Genomic DNA, 18005 nt, shown 5'->3' on the forward strand with positions numbered 1-18005 from the left:
AAGCCTCGCTCCCACATTTGAAACGCATTCCAATGTGGGAGCGGGCTTGCTCGCGAATGGCCGCACCGCCTATTTCCCAGACTGACATCAACCCAGGCACCCGATGAAACGCTACGAAAAATTCGCCGATGACATCGCTGAACTGATCCGCTCCGGGGTGCTCGGCCCCGGCCAGCGCGTGCCGTCGGTGCGCTACGCCAGCCAGACCTACGGGGTCAGCCCGTCCACGGTATTCCAGGCGTATTACCTGCTGGAACGTCGCGGCCTGATCCGCGCCCGGCCGCGCTCCGGCTACTTCGTCAACACCCACGCGCCGAGCCCGTTTTCGGAGCCGGTGATCAGCAGCCAGGTCAACGAGTCCACCGAAGTCGATGTCAGCGAGCTGGTGTTCTCGGTCCTCGACTCGATCAAGGACCCGAACACCGTGCCGTTCGGCTCGGCCTTCCCCAGCCCGACCCTGTTCCCGCTGCAACGGCTGTCCCGCTCCCTGGCCAGCGCCGCCCGGGAAATGGACCCGCGCATGGTGGTCACCGACATGTCACCGGGCAACCCGCAACTGCGCCGGCAAATCGCCCTGCGCTACATGGTCGGCGGCTTGATGCTGCCGATGGAAGAACTGCTGATCACCAACGGCGCCCTCGAAGCGCTGAACCTGTGCCTGCAAGCCGTCACCGAACCCGGCGACCTGGTGGCCATCGAAGCCCCGGCGTTCTACGCCAGCCTGCAAGTGCTGGAACGCCTGAAGCTCAAAGCCGTGGAAATCCCGGTGCACCCGCGTGACGGCATCGACCTTGGCGTGCTCGCGCAAACCCTGGAACGCCACCCGATCAAGGCCTGCTGGTGCATGACCAGTTTCCAGAACCCGATGGGCGCGACCATGCCCGAGGCGAAAAAACAGGAATTGGTGGAATTGTTGCGCAGCCATCAGGTGCCGCTGATCGAGGACGACGTCTACGCCGAACTCTATTACGGCCAGCAAGCGCCGAAACCGGCCAAGGCGTTCGACACCGAGGGACTGGTGATGCATTGCGGTTCGTTCGCCAAGAGCCTGGCCCCCGGCTACCGCATCGGCTGGGTCGCCGCCGGGCGTTATGCGCAGAAAATCGAACGACTGAAACTCATGACCTCGCTCTGCGCCTCGATGCCGGCCCAGGCCGCGATTGCCGACTACCTGCAACACGGCGGCTACGACCGTCACCTGCGCAAATTGCGTTATGCCCTGGAAGAACAGCAAAGCGCGATGCTCGCCGCCATCGCCCGTTACTTCCCGGCACAGACCCGCGTCAGCCAACCGGCCGGCGGCTACTTCCTGTGGCTGGAACTGCCACCGCAGATGGATTCGCTGAAGTTGTTCCAGATGGCGCTGGCGCAGGGCATCAGCATCGCGCCGGGACCGATCTTTTCACCGACCCAGCGCTTCAGGAATTGTATTCGGTTGAATTACGGCAGCCCTTGGGATGAGGCGGCGGAAAAGGCGATGGAGACGTTGGGCAGGATCGTCAGGTCTTTCTGACAGTGCGATGGTGTCTGGGCTATCGCCTTCGCGAGCAAGCCCGCTCCCACAGGGATCGGTGTTGTTCACAAATTATGTATTCACACCAATCCACTGTGGGAGCGGGCTTGCTCGCGAAGAGGCCCGCTCCGACGACGCAAACCTCGAGGGTTAACGCCCACCCCCAAGATCAACGAAAGTCCCGGTCGCATACGAAGCCTTGTCCGACAACAACCAGACAATCGCTTCCGCCACTTCATCCGGCCGCCCGCCACGGGCCATCGGAATCGCCGATTCCAGCTTGCTGACCCGATCCGGATCGCCGCTCAAGGCATGGAAATCGGTATAGATGTAGCCGGGCCGGACCGCGTTGACGCGAATCCCCTCGCCCGCCACTTCTTTGGACAGGCCCAAGGTAAAGGTATCCAGCGCGCCTTTGGACGCCGCGTAATCAACGTATTCACTCGGCGCACCCAGGCGAGCCGCGACTGACGACACATTGACGATGCTGCCACCCTGCCCGCCATGCTTGGGCGACATGCGCAGGATCGCGTGCTTGGCGCAGAGGATCGGCGCCAGGACGTTGGTCTTGAGGATTTTGAGAATACGGAATTCGGACATTTCGTCGACCCGGGACTTGTGCCCGACGGTGCCGGCGTTGTTCACCAGCGCGGTCACCCGGCCCAGCTCGGTGTCGACGCGGTGGAACATGGCGATCACTTCGTCTTCGATGCTGACGTCGGCCCGCACCGCAATGGCTTGCGCACCGAGGGCGCGGACTTGCTCCAGCACACTCTGGGCCGCGACTTCGTCCGCCAGGTAGTTGATACAGATCCGATAACCCTGCCCGGCGGCCAACAGCGCCGTGGCGGCGCCGATGCCCCGGCTGCCCCCGGTGATCACGATGACTTTTTCCATGCTGACGTTCCCCCGTTTCAAGCTTTAGCGGTCGGGGCCAAGAATAACCGTCATTGGTGGGTTTTGCATGACCTGCATCTATCGGGGTGACAACGCAGATGTGTGATGAGGTGCTTTTTTGTGGCGAGGGAGCTTGCTCCCGTTCGGCTGCGAAGCAGTCGTCAATCCAGACAATTCGGGTGCAACAGGGATAACGAAGGAGGCCGCTTCGCGCCCTAGCGGAGCAAGCCCCCTCGCCACAGGTCTATCAGCCGGCAGCCTGTTGCTCGCCACGATGGATGTCGTGCATAAAGCGCTCCGCCGGCAGCGGATGCCCCAGCAGGTAACCCTGCAGCGAATCACACCCCAGTTTGGTCAGGAAGTCCTGCTGCACGCCGGTCTCGACACCTTCCGCCACGATCCGCAAACCCAACGCCTGGCCGAGGGCAACGATGGCCGAGACAATGGCGGCGTCATCGCTGTCGTGTTCCAGATCCCGGACAAAGCCGCGGTCAATCTTCAGTTCGTTGGCCGGCAGGCGCTTGAGGTACATCAGGCTCGAATAACCGGTGCCGAAGTCATCAATGGACAAATCAACGCCCATGTCCGACAGCTCCTGCAGCACCGTCATGCTCGCATCGGCGTCGCTCATGGCGGTGGTTTCGGTGATTTCCAGGGTCAGGCTGTTGGCCGGCAAATGGTGCGTGGCCAAGGCCTTGGCGACGCTCTGGACCAGGCCGACATGACAGAACTGCAAGGCCGACAGGTTCACCGCAATGCGCCAGTCGGTGTAGCCGAGCACATACCATTCGCGCATCTGCCGGCAGGCTTCGTTCAACACCCACTCGCCGATAGGAATGATCAGCCCTGTCTTTTCCGCCAGGTCGATGAACTTGTCCGGCAGCAACATGCCCTGGGTCGGGTGCACCCAGCGCAACAACGCTTCGGCGCCGACCGGGCGACCATTGCTGGCATCGAATTTGGGTTGGTAATACAGGCTGAATTGCTGTTGCTCAAGGGCAGCGCGCAGGTCTTGCAACAGTTGCAACTGTTTGCGGGCGTTGCTGTTCATTGAGGCGTCGAAGAAGCTGTGACCGTTTTTCCCCGCGCCCTTGGCGTGGTACATCGCGGCGTCGGCGTTCATCAGCAATTCTTGGGCGGTCTGGCCGTTGCCCGGATAGAGCGCGATGCCGACGCTCGCGGAAATCTGCAGGTCATGTTCGGCTACTCGGAACGAGCGTGCGATCAGGCTGACCTGCCGCGCTGCCAGGTTCAGCGCATCGTTGGGCTCATTCAAGCGCACCAGCAACACAAATTCGTCGCCACCGATCCGCGCCAGGGTGTCTTGGCTGCGCAGGTCCTCGCGCAACCGCAAGCCAACCTCACGCAACAATTGGTCGCCCATGTGATGGCCGAAGGCATCGTTGACCGGTTTGAAACCGTCCAGATCGATGAACATCAACGCAAAACAGCCACCCTGCTCTTTCACCTTGGACATGGCCAGCTCAATGCGGTCGGCCAGCAACATGCGATTAGGCAGGCCGGTCAAGGTGTCGTGCAGGGCCAGTTGGGTGAGTTCGCGGTTGGCTTCGGTCAGCGATTGCGCAAGATCAGCGGTGCGGGCTTCCAGGCGCGCATCCAGAATCGAGGTCAGCAGAGCGATGCTCAACACCGCCAACGTGGTGATCAACACCAGGTTGTCGAGGCCCTTGCCACTCAAGCCAGTCAGGGCGGCGCCGCAGAAGCTGCCGTCCGGAAAACGCGCCGCCGCCATGCCCGTGTAATGCATGCCGACGATGGCGAAGCCCATGATCACCGCCGCGCCGCCACGGAACAGGCCGACGTATGGCGTGTGCTGGCGCAGGCGGAAGGCGATCCACAACGCCGCTGCCGACGCGCCGACGGCAATCAGTAGCGACGCGCTGAACAGCGTCGGATCGTAATCGATCCCCGGTTGCATGAGCATGGCCGCCATGCCGGTGTAATGCATGGCGCTGATGCCGCTGCCCATGACCAGCGCGCCAAATGCCAGTTGCCACAGCGGCAGTTTCGGTTGACTGACCAGCCACAGGGCAAAGCCGCAAGACAGGATCGCGATCGCCAGCGACAGCACGGTCAGGCTCAGGTCGTAGCCCAGATCAATCGGTAATTTGAAGGCGAGCATGCCGATGAAATGCATCGACCAGACGCCAATGCCCATGGCGACCGCGCCACCGACGGTCCATAGATGAACAGCCCGGCCCTTCGTGGTAGCGATCCGGCCCGTCAGGTCGAGGGCGGTATAGGAAGCGAGTATCGCCACGCACAGCGAGATGAAAACCAGCGTGGGGGAAAAGGTGCCAATGAGCATGTTATTTCTCGTGACAGCCCACCGTACTGCGTCCGTTCTCGGGGGGCAAAGTCGGCGATTGTACTGATTGCGCGGAAGAACGCACTGACAAAATTATCAATTGGCCATCAAGCCGATGAAACGCTTGTTTGACGCCAAAACCCCGTCTTGTGCGGCCTCCGTCTTACGCCCAATCAGCAGCCGTACGCGGTCACTGTAGGAGCTGGCGAAACCTGCGATCTTTTGACTTTTGTTTTCAAGATCAAAAGATCGCAGGCTTCGCCAGCTCCTACGGGGGAGGTAGCGTTAGGGTTATTTGTTATCGCTCATCTCAAGCTGCCCATCCCACCCACCGCCCAGCGCCGCAATCAACTGCACACTGGCAATCAACCGGCTCTGCAACACGTTCAACACACTTTGTTCATTGCTCAGCGCCGTGGCTTGAACCACCACCACGTCCAGATAAGCAATCAACCCGGCCTTGTACTGGTTCTCGGTCAGGCGCAAGGAATCCCGGGCAGCGTCCAACGCTTCCTGACGGACCGCCGCTTCGTTCTCATACACCTTGAGCTGCACCAGGTAGTTTTCCACCTCGCGGAAACCATCGAGCACGGTCTGGCGGTACTTGGCCACGGTTTCGTCGTAGAGCGCTTCGTTGCGATCGACTTCCGCCGAACGTGCGCCGCCGTCGAACAACGGCAAGTCCAGCTTCGGCCCCACCGACCAGAAACGGTTCGGCAAGCTGATCAGGTTGCTGGAGGTACTGCTGCTGTAGCCGCCACTCAGGCTCAAACTCAGATCCGGGTAGTAAGCGGCTTTCGCCACGCCGATGTTGGCGTTGGCGGCGATCACCGAACGCTCGGCGGAAGCGATGTCCGGCCGGCGTTCAAGCAGTTGCGACGGCAGGCTCAGGGGAATCTGCGGCAGTTTCGGGATGTCCTGGGTCTCCGCCAGGTTGAACTCCGCCGGGGCCTTGCCGATCAGCACGGCAATCGCGTTTTCGAACTGCGCACGCTGCCAGATCAAATCCACCAGATCTGCCTGGGTGCTTTTCAACTGCGCCTGGGCCTGGGCTACCGCGTCACGTCCGGAGACGCCGGCGCGGTACTGATTCTGGGTCATTTGCAGAGAGCGCTCGTAGGCCGCGACTGTCGATTCCAGCAAGCGCTTCTGCTGATCGATCACCCGCAGCTGCAAGTAGTTCTGCACCAACTCGGACTGCTGGCTCAAGCGCATGGCCGCCAGATCGGCGAAGCTGGCCTGTGCGCTGGCGTTATCGGCTTCCAGACCGCGACGAAGCTTGCCCCAGATATCCGCTTCCCAACTGACGCCCAACTCGGTGCTGTAGGTATTGCGGATACCGCTGGCGGAACTGCTCAGGCTTGAACTGCTGCTGCCGGCGCCCTGGCTGGAGCGGGTTTTGCCCGCGCTCAGGTCAACCGTGGGGTAGAACGCCGCACGGGCGCTTTTCACCAGGGCCTGGGACTGACGATAACGGGCATCCGCCTGGGCGACGGTCTGGTTGGCACTGTTGAGTTGCTCGATCAGGCCGTTGAGCTGGCGATCACCGTACAACTCCCACCAGGCACCGCGGGCCAGGGAATCGCTCGGGCTGGCCTGACGCCAGCCTTCGGCTTCCTTGTACTGCGCCGGCTCGGCGGTTGCCGGGCGCTGATAGTCCGGGCCGACGGCGCAGGCGCTGAGCATCGCCACACACAGCGCCAGGCTCAACAGGCGCGAGCCCCGGGCCGTGGCAATCGGTGCAGCCAGAGTGATAAGCGAACGGTCAGTCATAGCGGAGTTTCCAGAGCTGCATCGGTACGTACCCCACGCCATTTGTTGAAGCGATGGCGCAGTTTGTCGAGATAGAGGTAAACCACCGGGGTGGTGTAAAGGGTCAGCACCTGGCTGAAGATCAGCCCGCCGATGATGGTCAGGCCCAACGGCTGGCGCATTTCCGCACCTTCGGCACGGCTAAGCAGCAATGGCAACGCGCCGAGGATCGCCGCCAGGGTGGTCATCAGGATCGGCCGCAGACGTTGCAGACAGGCGCTGCGAATCGAATCCAGCGGCGTCATGCCCTGATGCCGCTCCAGCTGCAATGCCAGGTCGATCATCAGGATGGCGTTTTTCTTCACCACGCCGATCAGCAGGAACAGCCCCAACAGCGAGATCAGGCTGAACTCTCCACCCAAGGCGTAGATCGACAGCAACGCGCCGACCCCGGCCGAGGGTAAGGTCGAGAGAATCGTCAGCGGGTGAATGTAGCTTTCATACAGCACGCCCAGCACCAGATACACCGCCACCAGCGCGCCGAGAATCATGAACGGCTGGCTCTTCTGGGTCGCGGCAAAGGCGTCGGCGGTGCCGGCCATTTTCACGATCACGTCTTCCGGCATGCCGAGCTTGGCAATTGCCCGCTCGATGGCGGCTGTGCCCTGCTCCACCGTCACGCCTTCGGCCATGTCGAAGGAAATGCTCTCGGAAGCGAACTGGCCTTCGTGGCTGACCCGGTCGTCTTCCAGGCTGTTTTCGTAGTGAGCGATGGTGGACAGCGGAATCCGCGCGCCTGTGGACGTAATCACCTGGACCTGCTTCAACGTGATCGGGTCCTGGGCGTATTTCGGATTGACCTCCATCACCACTTGATACTGGTTGAGGCTGTCGTAGATCGTCGAAATCTGCCGCTGGCTGTAGGCGTTGTTCAGCACCGCCGTGACCATGTCCATGTCCACACCCAGGCGCTTGGCCTGGTCGCGGTCGACAATCAGCGTGACCTGTTGCGCACCGCGTCCTTCACGGGCGTCAATCGCGGTCAGCTCAGGCAAGGCCCGCAGCGCCGTGACGACTTTCGGGTACCACTCGCGCAATGAACCGAGGTCGGCGCTTTGCAGGATGTAGGAATACTGCGAGGTGGTCTGCTCACGACCGCCGCCGAATTGCAGGTCCTGGTCCGCCATCAACATCAACTGAGCACCGGCAACCTTGGGCATTTCCTTGCGCAGGCGTTCGATCACCTTTTGCGCGGAAATATTGCGTTCCTTGATCGGCTTCAAGCGCACCAGCATGAAGGCGTTGTTGGTGCCGTTGGTGCCGCCGATGAACCCGGCCACGCTTTGTACTGCATCATCCTTGAGCACGGCGCGGCGGAAGATTTCCATCTTCGGCTGCATCACGCTGAACGACAGACCATCGTCGCCACGCACGAAACCGATCAACTGGCCGGTGTCCTGCTGCGGCATAAAGGTTTTCGGCACCACCACATACAGCGCGACGTTCACACCAACGGTCACGATCAGGCTGAGCAACGTCAGTCGACGGTGGCGCAATACCCAGTCGAGGCTGGTGGCGTACTTGCCGACCATCCATTCGTTGGCGCGCTGGCTCCAGCGTTGCAACCGGTTTTCCTGCCCCGGCGTGTGCGGCTTGAGCCAACGGGCGCAGAGCATCGGCGTCAGGGTCAACGACACAATCAGCGAGACGACGATGGACGCCGCCAGGGTGATGGAAAACTCGCGGAACAGACTTTCGATGATCCCACCCATGAACAGGATCGACAGGAACACCGCCACCAGCGAGACGTTCATCGACAGCAAGGTGAACCCGACTTCCTGGGCGCCGAGGTACGCGGCCTTCATCGGCGGCATGCCTTCGTCGATGTGCCGGGAAATGTTCTCCAGCACCACGATGGCGTCGTCCACCACCAGCCCTGTGGCAAGGATCAGCGCCATCAGCGACAAGTTGTTCAGGGAGAAACCGTAGAGGTACATCACCGCAAAAGTGCCGACCAGCGACACCGGCACCGCCAGCGTCGGAATCAGCGAGGCGCGGAAGTTACCGAGAAACAGGAACACCACCAGAATCACCAGGGCCACGGCGATCAGCAGGGTCATTTCCGCTTCGTGCAACGTGGCCTTGATCACCGGCGAACGGTCCATGGCCAGGTTCAACTTGACGCTAGCCGGCAACACCGCCTGCAACGCCGGCAACTGCGCCTTGATCTCGTTGACCGTCTCGATGATGTTGGCGCCGGCCTGGCGGTTGATCACCAGCAACACCGCCGCGTCGTCGTTGAAGAAACCGCTGTTGTAACGGTCCTCGACGCCGTCGCTGACCGACGCCACATCCTTCAGGCGCAGGGCCGCGCCGTTGTTGTAGTGGATGATCAGCGACTCGTAGTCCTTGGCCTTTTCCAGTTGATCGTTGGCCTGGACCTGCCACAAACGCTGGTCGTCCTCCACCGAGCCTTTCGGGCGGCGCACGTTGGCGTTGGCGATGGTGTTGCGCACATCGTCCAGGGCCACGCCATACTGGTTGAGCGCCTGGGGTTCGAGTTCGATGCGCACCGCCGGCAGGGAGCTGCCGCCGATCTGCACTTCACCCACGCCCTGCACCTGGGACAGGCTCTGGGACAGGATCGTCGAGGCCAAATCGTAGAGCTGGCCTTTCTCCAGCACGTCCGAGGTCAGGGACAACACCATGATCGGCGCTTGCGACGGGTTGACCTTCTTGTAGGTCGGCATGCTGCGCATCCCGCTCGGCAGCAGGTTGCGCGAGGCATTGATCGCCGCTTGCACTTCCCGCGCCGCGCCGTTGATGTCGCGGTCGAGGTCGAACTGCAAAATCACCCGGGTCGAACCCTGGCTGGAGCGGCTGCTCATGGTGTTGACCCCGGCGATGGCGCCGAAGGAACGTTCCAGGGGCGTGGCCACGGTCGAAGCCATCACTTCCGGGCTCGCACCGGGCAGGCTGGCCTGGACCACGATCACCGGGAAGTCCATCTGCGGCAGCGGCGACACCGGCAACAGGCCGAAGCTCACCCCGCCCAGCAGCATGATCGCCAGACTCAGCAACATGGTCGCGACCGGGCGCTTGATGAAAGGTCCGGACAGGTTCATGGCTGCTCTACCGCTTCCACGGTTTCAGCTCTGCGGCCCCAGCGTCGACCGAGACGATCGAAGTACAGGTAGATCACCGGGGTGGTGAACAGCGTCAGCACCTGGCTCACCAGCAACCCGCCAACCATCACCAGACCCAAGGGTTGACGCAATTCCGCGCCGGAACCGGTGGCCAGCATCAACGGCACCGCACCGAACAACGCGGCAAGGGTGGTCATCAGGATCGGCCGGAACCGCAGCAGCGCCGCTTGATAAATCGCCTGCTCCGGGGCCATGCCCTGGTTACGCTCAGCGTCGAGGGCGAAGTCGATCATCATGATCGCGTTCTTCTTCACAATGCCGATCAACAGGATGATGCCGATGATCGCGATCATCCCCAGGTCGTTGCCGGTCAGCAGCAGCGCCAGCAAGGCGCCGACCGCCGCCGAGGGCAGGGTCGAGAGGATGGTGATTGGGTGAATGTAGCTCTCGTAGAGCACGCCGAGCACGATGTACATGGTCACCACCGCCGCGAGGATCAGCAGCAAGGTGCTCGACAGCGATGCCTGGAACGCTTCCGCCGCACCCTGGAACTGGGTCTGCACGCCAATCGGCATGCCGATGTCTTTCTGCACTTGATCGATAACTTCAACCGCATGCCCCAGCGCCACGCCGGGCGCCAGGTTGAACGACATCATCACCGCCGGGAACTGGCCGATGTGAGTGATCGCCAATTGGGTCTGGCGCTGCTCCACATGTGCGAGGCTGGACAGGCGAACCTGGCCACCATCGATGGTCTTGACGTGAATCTGGTTCAGCGCGTCCGGGCCGATTTTCTCGCCGGATTGCGATTGCAGGACCACGCGGTACTGGCTGGCCTGGGTGTAAATCGTGGAAATCTGCCGCTGGCCGAAGGCGTCGTACAACGCATCGGTGATATTCGACACCGACACGCCGACCCGCGACGCCGCGTCGCGGTCGATCACCAGGTACACCTGCAAACCCTTGTCCTGCAAATCGCTGGCGACGTCGGTTAGTTCCGGCCGCTGGGCCAGGGCTTCCACCAGACGCCCGCTCCACAGGCTGAGCAATTCCGAATCCGGCGACGACATGCTGAATTGGTACTGGGTGCGGCTGACCCGGTCTTCGATGGTCAGGTCCTGCACCGGCTGCATAAACAGGCGGATGCCGACCAGTTTGTCCACTTCCGGTTGCAGGCGCGCAATGATCTTGGTCGCGCTGAGGTCCCGCGCACTGTGGGGCTTGAGGTTGATCAGCATGCGACCGCTGTTCAGCGTCGAGTTGTCGCCGTCCACGCCGATGTAGGAGGACAGGCTTTCCACCGCCGGGTCCGCGAGGATCACTTTCGCCAGTTCTTGCTGACGTTCACTCATCGCCGCAAAGGAAATCGACTGCGGCGCCTCGGAAATGCCCTGGATCACTCCGGTGTCCTGCACCGGAAAGAAGCCCTTGGGCACGACCATGTAAAGGAATACGGTCAGCCCGAGGGTGGCGATGGCCACCAGCAAGGTCAGCGGCTGGTGCTTGAGCACCCACTGCAATTTGCGCCCGTAGGCGGCGATCATCCAGTCGATGGTCGCGCCACTGGCCCGGTAGAAACGGCCCTGCTCTTCTTCCTTGGGTTCACGCTTGAGCAGCCGCGCGCACATCATCGGCGTCAGGGTCAGGGACACCACCAGGGAAATCAGGATCGCCACCGCCAGGGTGATGGCGAATTCACGGAACAGCCGCCCTACTACGTCGGCCATGAACAGCAGCGGAATCAATACCGCAATCAGCGACAGAGTCAGGGAAATAAGCGTGAAGCCGATCTGCTTGGCGCCCTTGAGCGCGGCATTTAGCGGACTGTCACCCTCTTCGATAAATCGGGAAATGTTCTCCAGCATCACGATCGCATCGTCCACCACGAAACCGGTGGCGATGGTCAGGGCCATCAAGGTCAGGTTGTTGACCGAGAACCCTGCGAGGTACATCACGCCGAAAGTGCCGATCAGCGACAACGGCACCGCAACTGATGGAATGATCGTGGCGCTGGCCCGGCGCAGGAACAGGAACGTCACCATCACCACCAGAGCGATGGCGATCAGCAGTTCGTGTTGCACGTCGGTGACCGAGGCGCGGATGGTCTGGGTGCGGTCGGTGAGGACCGTGACGTCAAGACCCGCCGGCAGGTTGTCGGTGATGCTCGGCAGCAGGGCCTTGATCCGGTCCACCACTTCGATGACGTTGGCCCCGGGCTGGCGCTGGATGTTCAGCAACACGGCATGGTTTTCATTGGCCCACGCCGCCAGTCGTTCGTTCTCGGCACCGTCGACAATCTCGGCCACGTCCTTGAGACGCAACGGCGCGCCGTTGGCGTAGGCGAGGATCAGGTTGGCGTAGTCCTTGGGCGAAGTCAGTTGATCGTTTGCATCGAGCATCGACACCCGGGTCGGGCCGTCGAAGTTACCCTTGGGCTGGTTGACGTTGGACGCGCCGATCAAGGTGCGCACGTCCGACAGGTTCAAGCCATTGGCCGCCAGGGCCTCCGGATTGACCTTGATTCGCACGGCCTGACGCTGGCCGCCGGCAATGCTGACCATGCCGACACCGCTGATCTGGGCGATTTTTTGCGCCATGCGCGTATCGACCAAATCATTCAGTTTGGGCAGCAGCATGGTCTTGGAGGTGATGGCCAGGGTCAGCACCGGGGTGTCCGCCGGGTTGACCTTGTTGTACACCGGCGGTGCCGGCAGGTCCTTGGGCAACAGGTTGGCCGCGGCGTTGATCGCGGCTTGGACCTGCTGTTCGGCGACGTCCATGTTGATGTCGAGGCTGAAGCGCAGGGTCAGCACCGAGGCACCGCCCGAGCTGGTGGACGCCATTTGCGTCAGGCCGGGCATCTGCCCGAACTGGCGCTCAAGGGGCGCCGTTACCGCGCTGGTCATCACGTCCGGGCTGGCGCCGGGATACAACGTCATGACGCGGATGGTCGGGTAATCGACCTGGGGCAAGGCCGACACCGGCAGCAAACGGTAGGCGATGATGCCGGCCAGGATAATGGCCAGCATGCTCAGGGTCGTGGCGACCGGGCGAAGGATGAACAGCCGCGAGATGTTCATGCGCCCTTCTTCACCTTGTCGTTGGCGGTCGCTTCAGTGGTTTTCGCCGCAGATTTGCCTTGCAGGTGTTCGGTCGGGGTGGTCGGCACATCCTGGCTGTCGTTGACCACTTCCACTTCACTGCCTTCCTTCAGGCGATCGGTGCCTTCCAGGACCACGCGATCACCGACAGCCAGGCCTTCGGTGATCACGGTGTTGTCGCCATCGCTGGCGCCGACTTTCAATTGGCGAATCTTGACCTTGTTGTCCCCGTCCATGGCGTAGACGAAGGTGCCGTTGGTGCCGAACTGGATCGCCGCCGACGGTGCGAGCACCACGCCTTTGAGGGTGTCGGCCAGCAGGTGCACGTTGACGAACTGATTCGGGAACAGGGTCAGGTCGCGGTTATCGTAGCGCGCCTTGAATTTCAGGGTGCCGGTGGTGACGTCGATCTGGTTGTCCAGGCTCTGCAACACGCCACTGGCCTGCATCTTCATGTCGCCACGGTCCCAGGCTTCAACGGGGAGTTTGGCGCCGGTGTGATAGCGGGCCAGCACCGTGTCGAGGCTGTTTTCCGGCAAGGTGAAGACGACGCTGATCGGTTGGGTCTGGGTGATGATCGCCAGCGCGGTGGTGTCGTTGGCGGCGACGAGGTTGCCGACGTCCAGCTGACGCAAACCGACGCGCCCGGTAATCGGCGCGCGGATCTTGGTGAATTCGAGATTGAGTTTGGCGTCGTTGACCGCCGCCTGGTTGGTCTTGACCGTGCCCAGGTATTGGCCGACCAGCGCCTCGGCGGTGTCGAGGGTCTGCTTGGCGATGCTGTCTTCTTTGAACAGGCCGCGATAGCGCTCGACGTCGACCTGGGCGTTTTTCAGTTGTGCCTGGTTTTGCAGCAAGGTGCCTTCGGCCTGGAGCAAGGCGTTCTGGTAAGGACGCGGGTCGATCTCGGCCAACAGGTCGCCGGCCTTGACCATTTGCCCTTCCTCGAAGGCAATCTTCATCAGTTCGCCCGCCACGCGGCTGCGCACGTTGATGGTGTTCAGCGCCGTGACCGTACCCAGCGCCTTGTAATACAGCGGGAAGTCACCCTTGACCGCCGGAGCCACTCGCACCGGGATCGGCCCGGTCGCGCCGCCAAAACCCGGACGCATGCCCCCGGCCTTGCCCGTATGCCCGGCGACGGCTTTCGGCTTTTCACCCGTTTTATGGTCGGTACCGGCAGGCCAGAATTTCCAGCACACGGCAGCGACGACCAACAGGACAAGCAGGCCGAACAGCCAGCGACGGGGACTACGGGAGGAGGATTGCATTGAATGATCAACCATTGGGCGCGTGGGCTTCTTCTACGGGAGGCTGAACGATAAGCACTGGCGCGCATTAAGCAAAGCGGCTTTACCGGCAATTTACCTTCGGCTTACGTAACAGGAGATTTATCTAAGACACTGAAGCACAAATGAAAACGGCCTGGACAGAGCCAGGCCGTTAACAATTGTAAAAACCTTACTTCAGAACGGCGAGTGCCGCTTCGTAGTTAGGCTCTTGACCAATTTCACTTACCAGTTCGCTGTGCAGCACGTTGTCGTTTTCATCCAGCACCACGACGGCACGGGCGGTCAGGCCTTTGAGCGGGCCGTCAGCAATGGCTACGCCGTAGTTTTCGATGAACTCGGTGCCACGCAGGGTCGACAGGTTCTGGACGTTTTCCAGGCCTTCGGCGCCGCAGAAACGGGCTTGGGCGAATGGCAGGTCAGCAGAGATGCACAGTACGACAGTGTTGGCGACGTCGTTGGCCTGGGCGTTGAACTTGCGAACCGAAGTGGCGCAGGTCGGGGTGTCGACGCTTGGGAAGATGTTCAGCACTTTGCGCTTGCCGGCGAAGTTCGCCAGGGTCACGTCCGACAGATTGCCGGCAACCAGGGAAAAGGCTGGCGCCTTGGAACCGGCTTGTGGCAGTTGGCCGTTGACTTGAACCGGGTTGCCTTTAAGAGTGACTTGAGCCATGAACGGAGTCCTTCTGATGGTGTTGTTGGAAATCTGAAGAGGCCGAAGTTAACCACGAAATGGCCCGACGACCTATGGCCAGATACAAATTGTGAAGTGTCGCTGGCTAAATTGGATACAACTCGCACAAATGACACACAAAACCCTGTGGGAGCGAGCCTGCTCGCGAAGGCGAACTGTCAGTCACCGTCACTGTTGAATGTAAAACCGCATTCGCGAGCAGGCTCGCTCCCACAGTGGTCCGCGTGCACATCGTGTTATTTCAGCAACCGCAACATATTCCGATGCCGCGCCTCGAAAATCCGCCGCATGTAGGCATTGACCAGCAACCACTCCACCGCCGCGCCGCCAATCGCCGCATACGTCACGCGGTCGGTATATAGCGTACCGCCCTCTCCCGCCACCACCCGGTGTTCATGACGAAAGGCAGACATCGGACCCTTGAGCATTTCGTCGATGAAATGCGTGGCGCTGACCTCACGAATCACCACCATCCAGTTCGACGGGATGACGTTGAACAGCCAGTGCCGAAAACGAAACTGGCGACCGGTTTCGACACGCAGATTATTGAGGTCGATATCGCCCAATGGCGTGATGCGTTCGGGGAAGATCTTCGGGAAGTTGACGCCTTCCAGGCAGAAATCGAGAACCTGCGTGGGCGTGCGGCCGGGGATCAGCGTCGTGAGTTCAAGAACGGGCATGGGCATTCCATTGACGAGTGGCGTCGCAGCGCAGGAATACTTAATAACGAAAATAATGTCGAAGAATTTGTCGATTCCGCAAACCTCCATTCGACTAGGCAGGGAATCACTCACCTCCAGCGGAGATAAAACCATGCAATTCATGATCATTGTCAAAGCCAGCCCGGATTCCGAAGCCGGCGTCATGCCCACCGAGGAACTGCTGACGGCGATGGGCAACTACAACGAAGAACTGGCCAAGGCCGGCATCCTTCTTTCGTGCGATGGCCTGCAACCCAGCAGCAAAGGCGCCCGGGTACGTTTCTCCGGCGACAAACGCATCGTGATCGACGGCCCGTTTGCCGAAACCAAGGAGTTGATTGCCGGCTATTGGCTGTGGGAAGTGAAGTCAAAAGAGGAAGCCATCGAGTGGGTCAAGCGCTGCCCGAACCCGATGCCGGGGACCGAGGCTGAAATCGAGATTCGCCCGGTGTACGGGCCTGAGGATTTTGGTGCCGAGTTCACGCCAGAGCTGCGGGAGCAGGAAGAACGGATACGGGCGCAGGCGAAGAAAATTTGAAAAGGTCCGGTAAATGCATAGACCCGTTTAAGGTTTTTTTAATGAGGTTACGAAAGATTATCGGGAGACTATTAATCTCGAACACCTCAAATCAGAACTGTCTTCCTGCGCTCAAATAATTGAAGATCACCCACTCTCATGGAGTGGGTGAGTTTCGAAACGCTCTAGGCAAAAATATAATTACTTTGAATCCGATCATTCGGAGGAAATTATTATTTTTCTATCCCACTGACACTTCCTTTTATTACCTTTACTAACCATGAATTGTAAATGACTCGCTACCTCGCGGATCACCGGCGCCACTTCTGTCAAAGATGATCTCTACTTTTACTGTCAGAGAACCGGAATAAGCGAAAGTCGTTGAGTTGACCCAACTGTGCCATACACCATCCTGCCGACAATCATCTTTCTCCCACAGTTTTCTGCCGCCCGCCGTAACAATGACATTGGCATTATTTCCCCCTCGGCCAGTGTAAATGGTGATTCCATACCTCGTCGTAGTGAGGGTGATACTTCCACCGCTAATAGCCCACTCCACCCGAGCCCCACCCCTGAAATGGTATTGCTCCATCTTTGAGAGCTCTACCACAAAATCTTTGTAACCACCTGACTTCGGTTCGAGTTCATTCTCCAGAATCTTTGCATCGGTCATGACTATGACCTCCTCATCAACGCTCTAAACTTGATAAATACCTTTCCTCTATCAAGCTGACAGAGCCGACAGTACACATACTGTTAGAGTTCAACGACTGTCAGAGCTGACAGTTATTCATACTTTTTCTCTATAACAGTAATGAAAAAAACATACTAAAAATTAGCTAGTACTGGATAACCTCGATCCACCTGAACAGGATTCACTGTGGGAGCAGGCTTGCTCGCGAAGGCGTCGTTTCAGTCAGCATCTCTGTCAACTGATATACCGCTTTCGCGAGCAAGCCCGCTCCCACATTGAATATTCAACGGGCACAACAATTGTGCCCGTCCCGCCCCGATAAACCCGCACGAATACTCACTCTCCTCCTCAGCTCCCCTCCCCAACCTTCTGATTCGCATTAACTTTTTAGTACACAGAAAAAACGCCAATCCGCTCACAAAACCAAAGAATTAACCCTTTCGACTGGATAACTCATGGTTAGCTGCTAGCTTCAACTGACGTGTCCTACAGGCTTGATTAGGAAAGAGACTACGCAGTAAAGGCCAAAAATATGGCCAAGTTCGTCCGCTGAGCCACCAAGGAACCGGGGAATCATGTCGAAAAATCAAGGAGCGCACGCCTGTTTGCTGGCGGCACTGTTGACGTCTGCCTTTTGTGCTTACGCCGATAACGCCGAGGAAGCCAACAAAAGCAACAACCCGCTGAACCTGGCGCCGGGCGCGAACCTGCAGGACTACTACACGCCCAAACTCTACGATACCAACGTCCACACCAATGACGCGTTGCTGCGTGGCACTTTGCCGGTGGCCCCCAACGATTTCATCGGCGTCCCGCAATTGCTGCGCGCGACCTTGCCGATCAGCACCCGCCCCGACCCGCACAACGGTTACAGCACCGGCATCGGTGACCTGAACCTGTTCGATATTTTCCTGCTCAAGACCGACGGCATTCAGTTGGGCATCGGCCCGCAAATCACTGCGCCCACTGCCGAGCAGGACGAATTGGGCACCGGCAAATGGCAGGCCGGCCTGGCCGCCATCGCGATCGACTCTTCGCCCCGGGGCCTGCTGGGCGCGCTGGTGCAATACCAGAGTTCGTTCGCCGGGGACCATGATCGCGCCCACGTTGAAACCGCGACGATGCAACCCTTCATCATTCATAACCTGCCAAAGGGCTGGTATCTGCGCTCGACCGGTACCTGGACCTTCGACCTGAAGAACGACACCCATTACATCCCCATCGGCTTCGGTGGCGGCAAGGTCTGGAAGTCCGGGACCAACATTTTCAACGCTTTCGTCGAACCCCAGTGGACCGTTGAACGCAAGGGCGATGGCCTGCCGCAGTTCACGCTGTTCGCCGGGATCAACGTCACTTTCGGCAAATGAGGACA

The 18005-nt window shown here is 60.1% G+C and carries 12 protein-coding genes; 3 read left to right on the forward strand and 9 right to left on the reverse strand.

Annotated features, from left to right (window positions below):
* Positions 1–103 precede the first annotated feature (103 nt).
* Entirely contained in the window at positions 104–1513 is a 1410-nt protein-coding gene (gene mapR, locus ACIQY3_RS10250) for a GntR family transcriptional regulator MpaR (RefSeq protein WP_403019043.1), read from the forward strand.
* Between the two features lie 150 nt (positions 1514–1663).
* On the opposite strand, the gene ACIQY3_RS10255 is transcribed toward mapR, so the two are convergent.
* The 8 genes from ACIQY3_RS10255 to ACIQY3_RS10290 form a co-directional block, all read right to left on the reverse strand.
* On the reverse strand, positions 1664–2410 hold the full coding sequence (locus tag ACIQY3_RS10255) for an SDR family oxidoreductase (protein WP_403019044.1): 747 nt from the start codon (positions 2408–2410) through the stop codon (positions 1664–1666).
* Positions 2411–2657: 247 nt separating this feature from the next.
* A complete protein-coding gene (locus tag ACIQY3_RS10260) occupies positions 2658–4739 on the reverse strand; it encodes a putative bifunctional diguanylate cyclase/phosphodiesterase (protein ID WP_403019045.1) in 2082 nt (693 codons plus the stop codon).
* Between the two features lie 291 nt (positions 4740–5030).
* Positions 5031–6512 carry an efflux transporter outer membrane subunit gene (locus tag ACIQY3_RS10265; RefSeq protein ID WP_403019047.1) on the reverse strand — a complete coding sequence of 494 codons (1482 nt, stop codon included), beginning with the start codon at positions 6510–6512 and terminating at the stop codon, positions 5031–5033.
* The gene (locus tag ACIQY3_RS10270; protein WP_403019049.1) at positions 6509–9616 is read right to left on the reverse strand and encodes an efflux RND transporter permease subunit; all 3108 of its coding nucleotides are present in this window, start codon (positions 9614–9616) and stop codon (positions 6509–6511) included. Before ACIQY3_RS10270 ends, ACIQY3_RS10265 begins: the two co-directional genes overlap by 4 nt.
* A complete protein-coding gene (locus ACIQY3_RS10275) occupies positions 9613–12717 on the reverse strand; it encodes an MdtB/MuxB family multidrug efflux RND transporter permease subunit (protein ID WP_403019051.1) in 3105 nt (1034 codons plus the stop codon). Before ACIQY3_RS10275 ends, ACIQY3_RS10270 begins: the two co-directional genes overlap by 4 nt.
* The gene (locus tag ACIQY3_RS10280; protein WP_403019053.1) at positions 12714–14024 is read right to left on the reverse strand and encodes an MdtA/MuxA family multidrug efflux RND transporter periplasmic adaptor subunit; all 1311 of its coding nucleotides are present in this window, start codon (positions 14022–14024) and stop codon (positions 12714–12716) included. The genes ACIQY3_RS10275 and ACIQY3_RS10280 overlap by 4 nt, the downstream gene beginning before the upstream one ends.
* Before the next feature lie 175 nt (positions 14025–14199).
* Complete coding sequence (gene tpx, locus ACIQY3_RS10285) at positions 14200–14700, reverse strand: thiol peroxidase (RefSeq protein ID WP_403019055.1); 501 nt, start codon at positions 14698–14700, stop codon at positions 14200–14202.
* A 257-nt stretch (positions 14701–14957) separates the two neighbouring features.
* Positions 14958–15401, reverse strand: coding sequence for a polyketide cyclase (locus ACIQY3_RS10290; protein WP_403019058.1), 444 nt, complete (start codon positions 15399–15401; stop codon positions 14958–14960).
* Positions 15402–15534: 133 nt separating this feature from the next.
* On the opposite strand from ACIQY3_RS10290, the gene ACIQY3_RS10295 reads away from it, so the two are divergent.
* Positions 15535–15960 carry a YciI family protein gene (locus tag ACIQY3_RS10295; RefSeq protein WP_403019059.1) on the forward strand — a complete coding sequence of 142 codons (426 nt, stop codon included), beginning with the start codon at positions 15535–15537 and terminating at the stop codon, positions 15958–15960.
* Between the two features lie 253 nt (positions 15961–16213).
* Here ACIQY3_RS10295 and ACIQY3_RS10300 read toward each other — a convergent pair whose 3' ends face one another.
* Complete coding sequence (locus ACIQY3_RS10300; protein WP_403019061.1) at positions 16214–16612, reverse strand: hypothetical protein; 399 nt, start codon at positions 16610–16612, stop codon at positions 16214–16216.
* 596 nt (positions 16613–17208) lie between these two features.
* On the opposite strand from ACIQY3_RS10300, the gene ACIQY3_RS10305 reads away from it, so the two are divergent.
* Entirely contained in the window at positions 17209–18000 is a 792-nt protein-coding gene (locus ACIQY3_RS10305; protein ID WP_403019063.1) for a hypothetical protein, read from the forward strand.
* Positions 18001–18005: the final 5 nt, after the last annotated feature.

It is taken from the genome of Pseudomonas sp. NPDC096950, from assembly GCF_044762525.1.
Taxonomy (GTDB): Bacteria; Pseudomonadota; Gammaproteobacteria; order Pseudomonadales; family Pseudomonadaceae; genus Aquipseudomonas.

Excerpts from the sequence above, each read along its gene's own strand:
- ACIQY3_RS10265 (WP_403019047.1), bottom strand. The coding sequence starts at position 6,512 with ATGACTGACCGTTCGCTTATCACTCTGGCTGCACCGATTGCCACGGCC.
- mapR (WP_403019043.1), top strand. The coding sequence starts at position 104 with ATGAAACGCTACGAAAAATTCGCCGATGACATCGCTGAACTGATCCGC.
- ACIQY3_RS10275 (WP_403019051.1), bottom strand. The coding sequence starts at position 12,717 with ATGAACATCTCGCGGCTGTTCATCCTTCGCCCGGTCGCCACGACCCTG.
- ACIQY3_RS10255 (WP_403019044.1), bottom strand. The coding sequence starts at position 2,410 with ATGGAAAAAGTCATCGTGATCACCGGGGGCAGCCGGGGCATCGGCGCC.
- ACIQY3_RS10280 (WP_403019053.1), bottom strand. The coding sequence starts at position 14,024 with ATGGTTGATCATTCAATGCAATCCTCCTCCCGTAGTCCCCGTCGCTGG.
- tpx (WP_403019055.1), bottom strand. The coding sequence starts at position 14,700 with ATGGCTCAAGTCACTCTTAAAGGCAACCCGGTTCAAGTCAACGGCCAA.
- ACIQY3_RS10290 (WP_403019058.1), bottom strand. The coding sequence starts at position 15,401 with ATGCCCGTTCTTGAACTCACGACGCTGATCCCCGGCCGCACGCCCACG.
- ACIQY3_RS10300 (WP_403019061.1), bottom strand. The coding sequence starts at position 16,612 with ATGACCGATGCAAAGATTCTGGAGAATGAACTCGAACCGAAGTCAGGT.
- ACIQY3_RS10270 (WP_403019049.1), bottom strand. The coding sequence starts at position 9,616 with ATGAACCTGTCCGGACCTTTCATCAAGCGCCCGGTCGCGACCATGTTG.
- ACIQY3_RS10295 (WP_403019059.1), top strand. The coding sequence starts at position 15,535 with ATGCAATTCATGATCATTGTCAAAGCCAGCCCGGATTCCGAAGCCGGC.
- ACIQY3_RS10305 (WP_403019063.1), top strand. The coding sequence starts at position 17,209 with ATGTCGAAAAATCAAGGAGCGCACGCCTGTTTGCTGGCGGCACTGTTG.
- ACIQY3_RS10260 (WP_403019045.1), bottom strand. The coding sequence starts at position 4,739 with ATGCTCATTGGCACCTTTTCCCCCACGCTGGTTTTCATCTCGCTGTGC.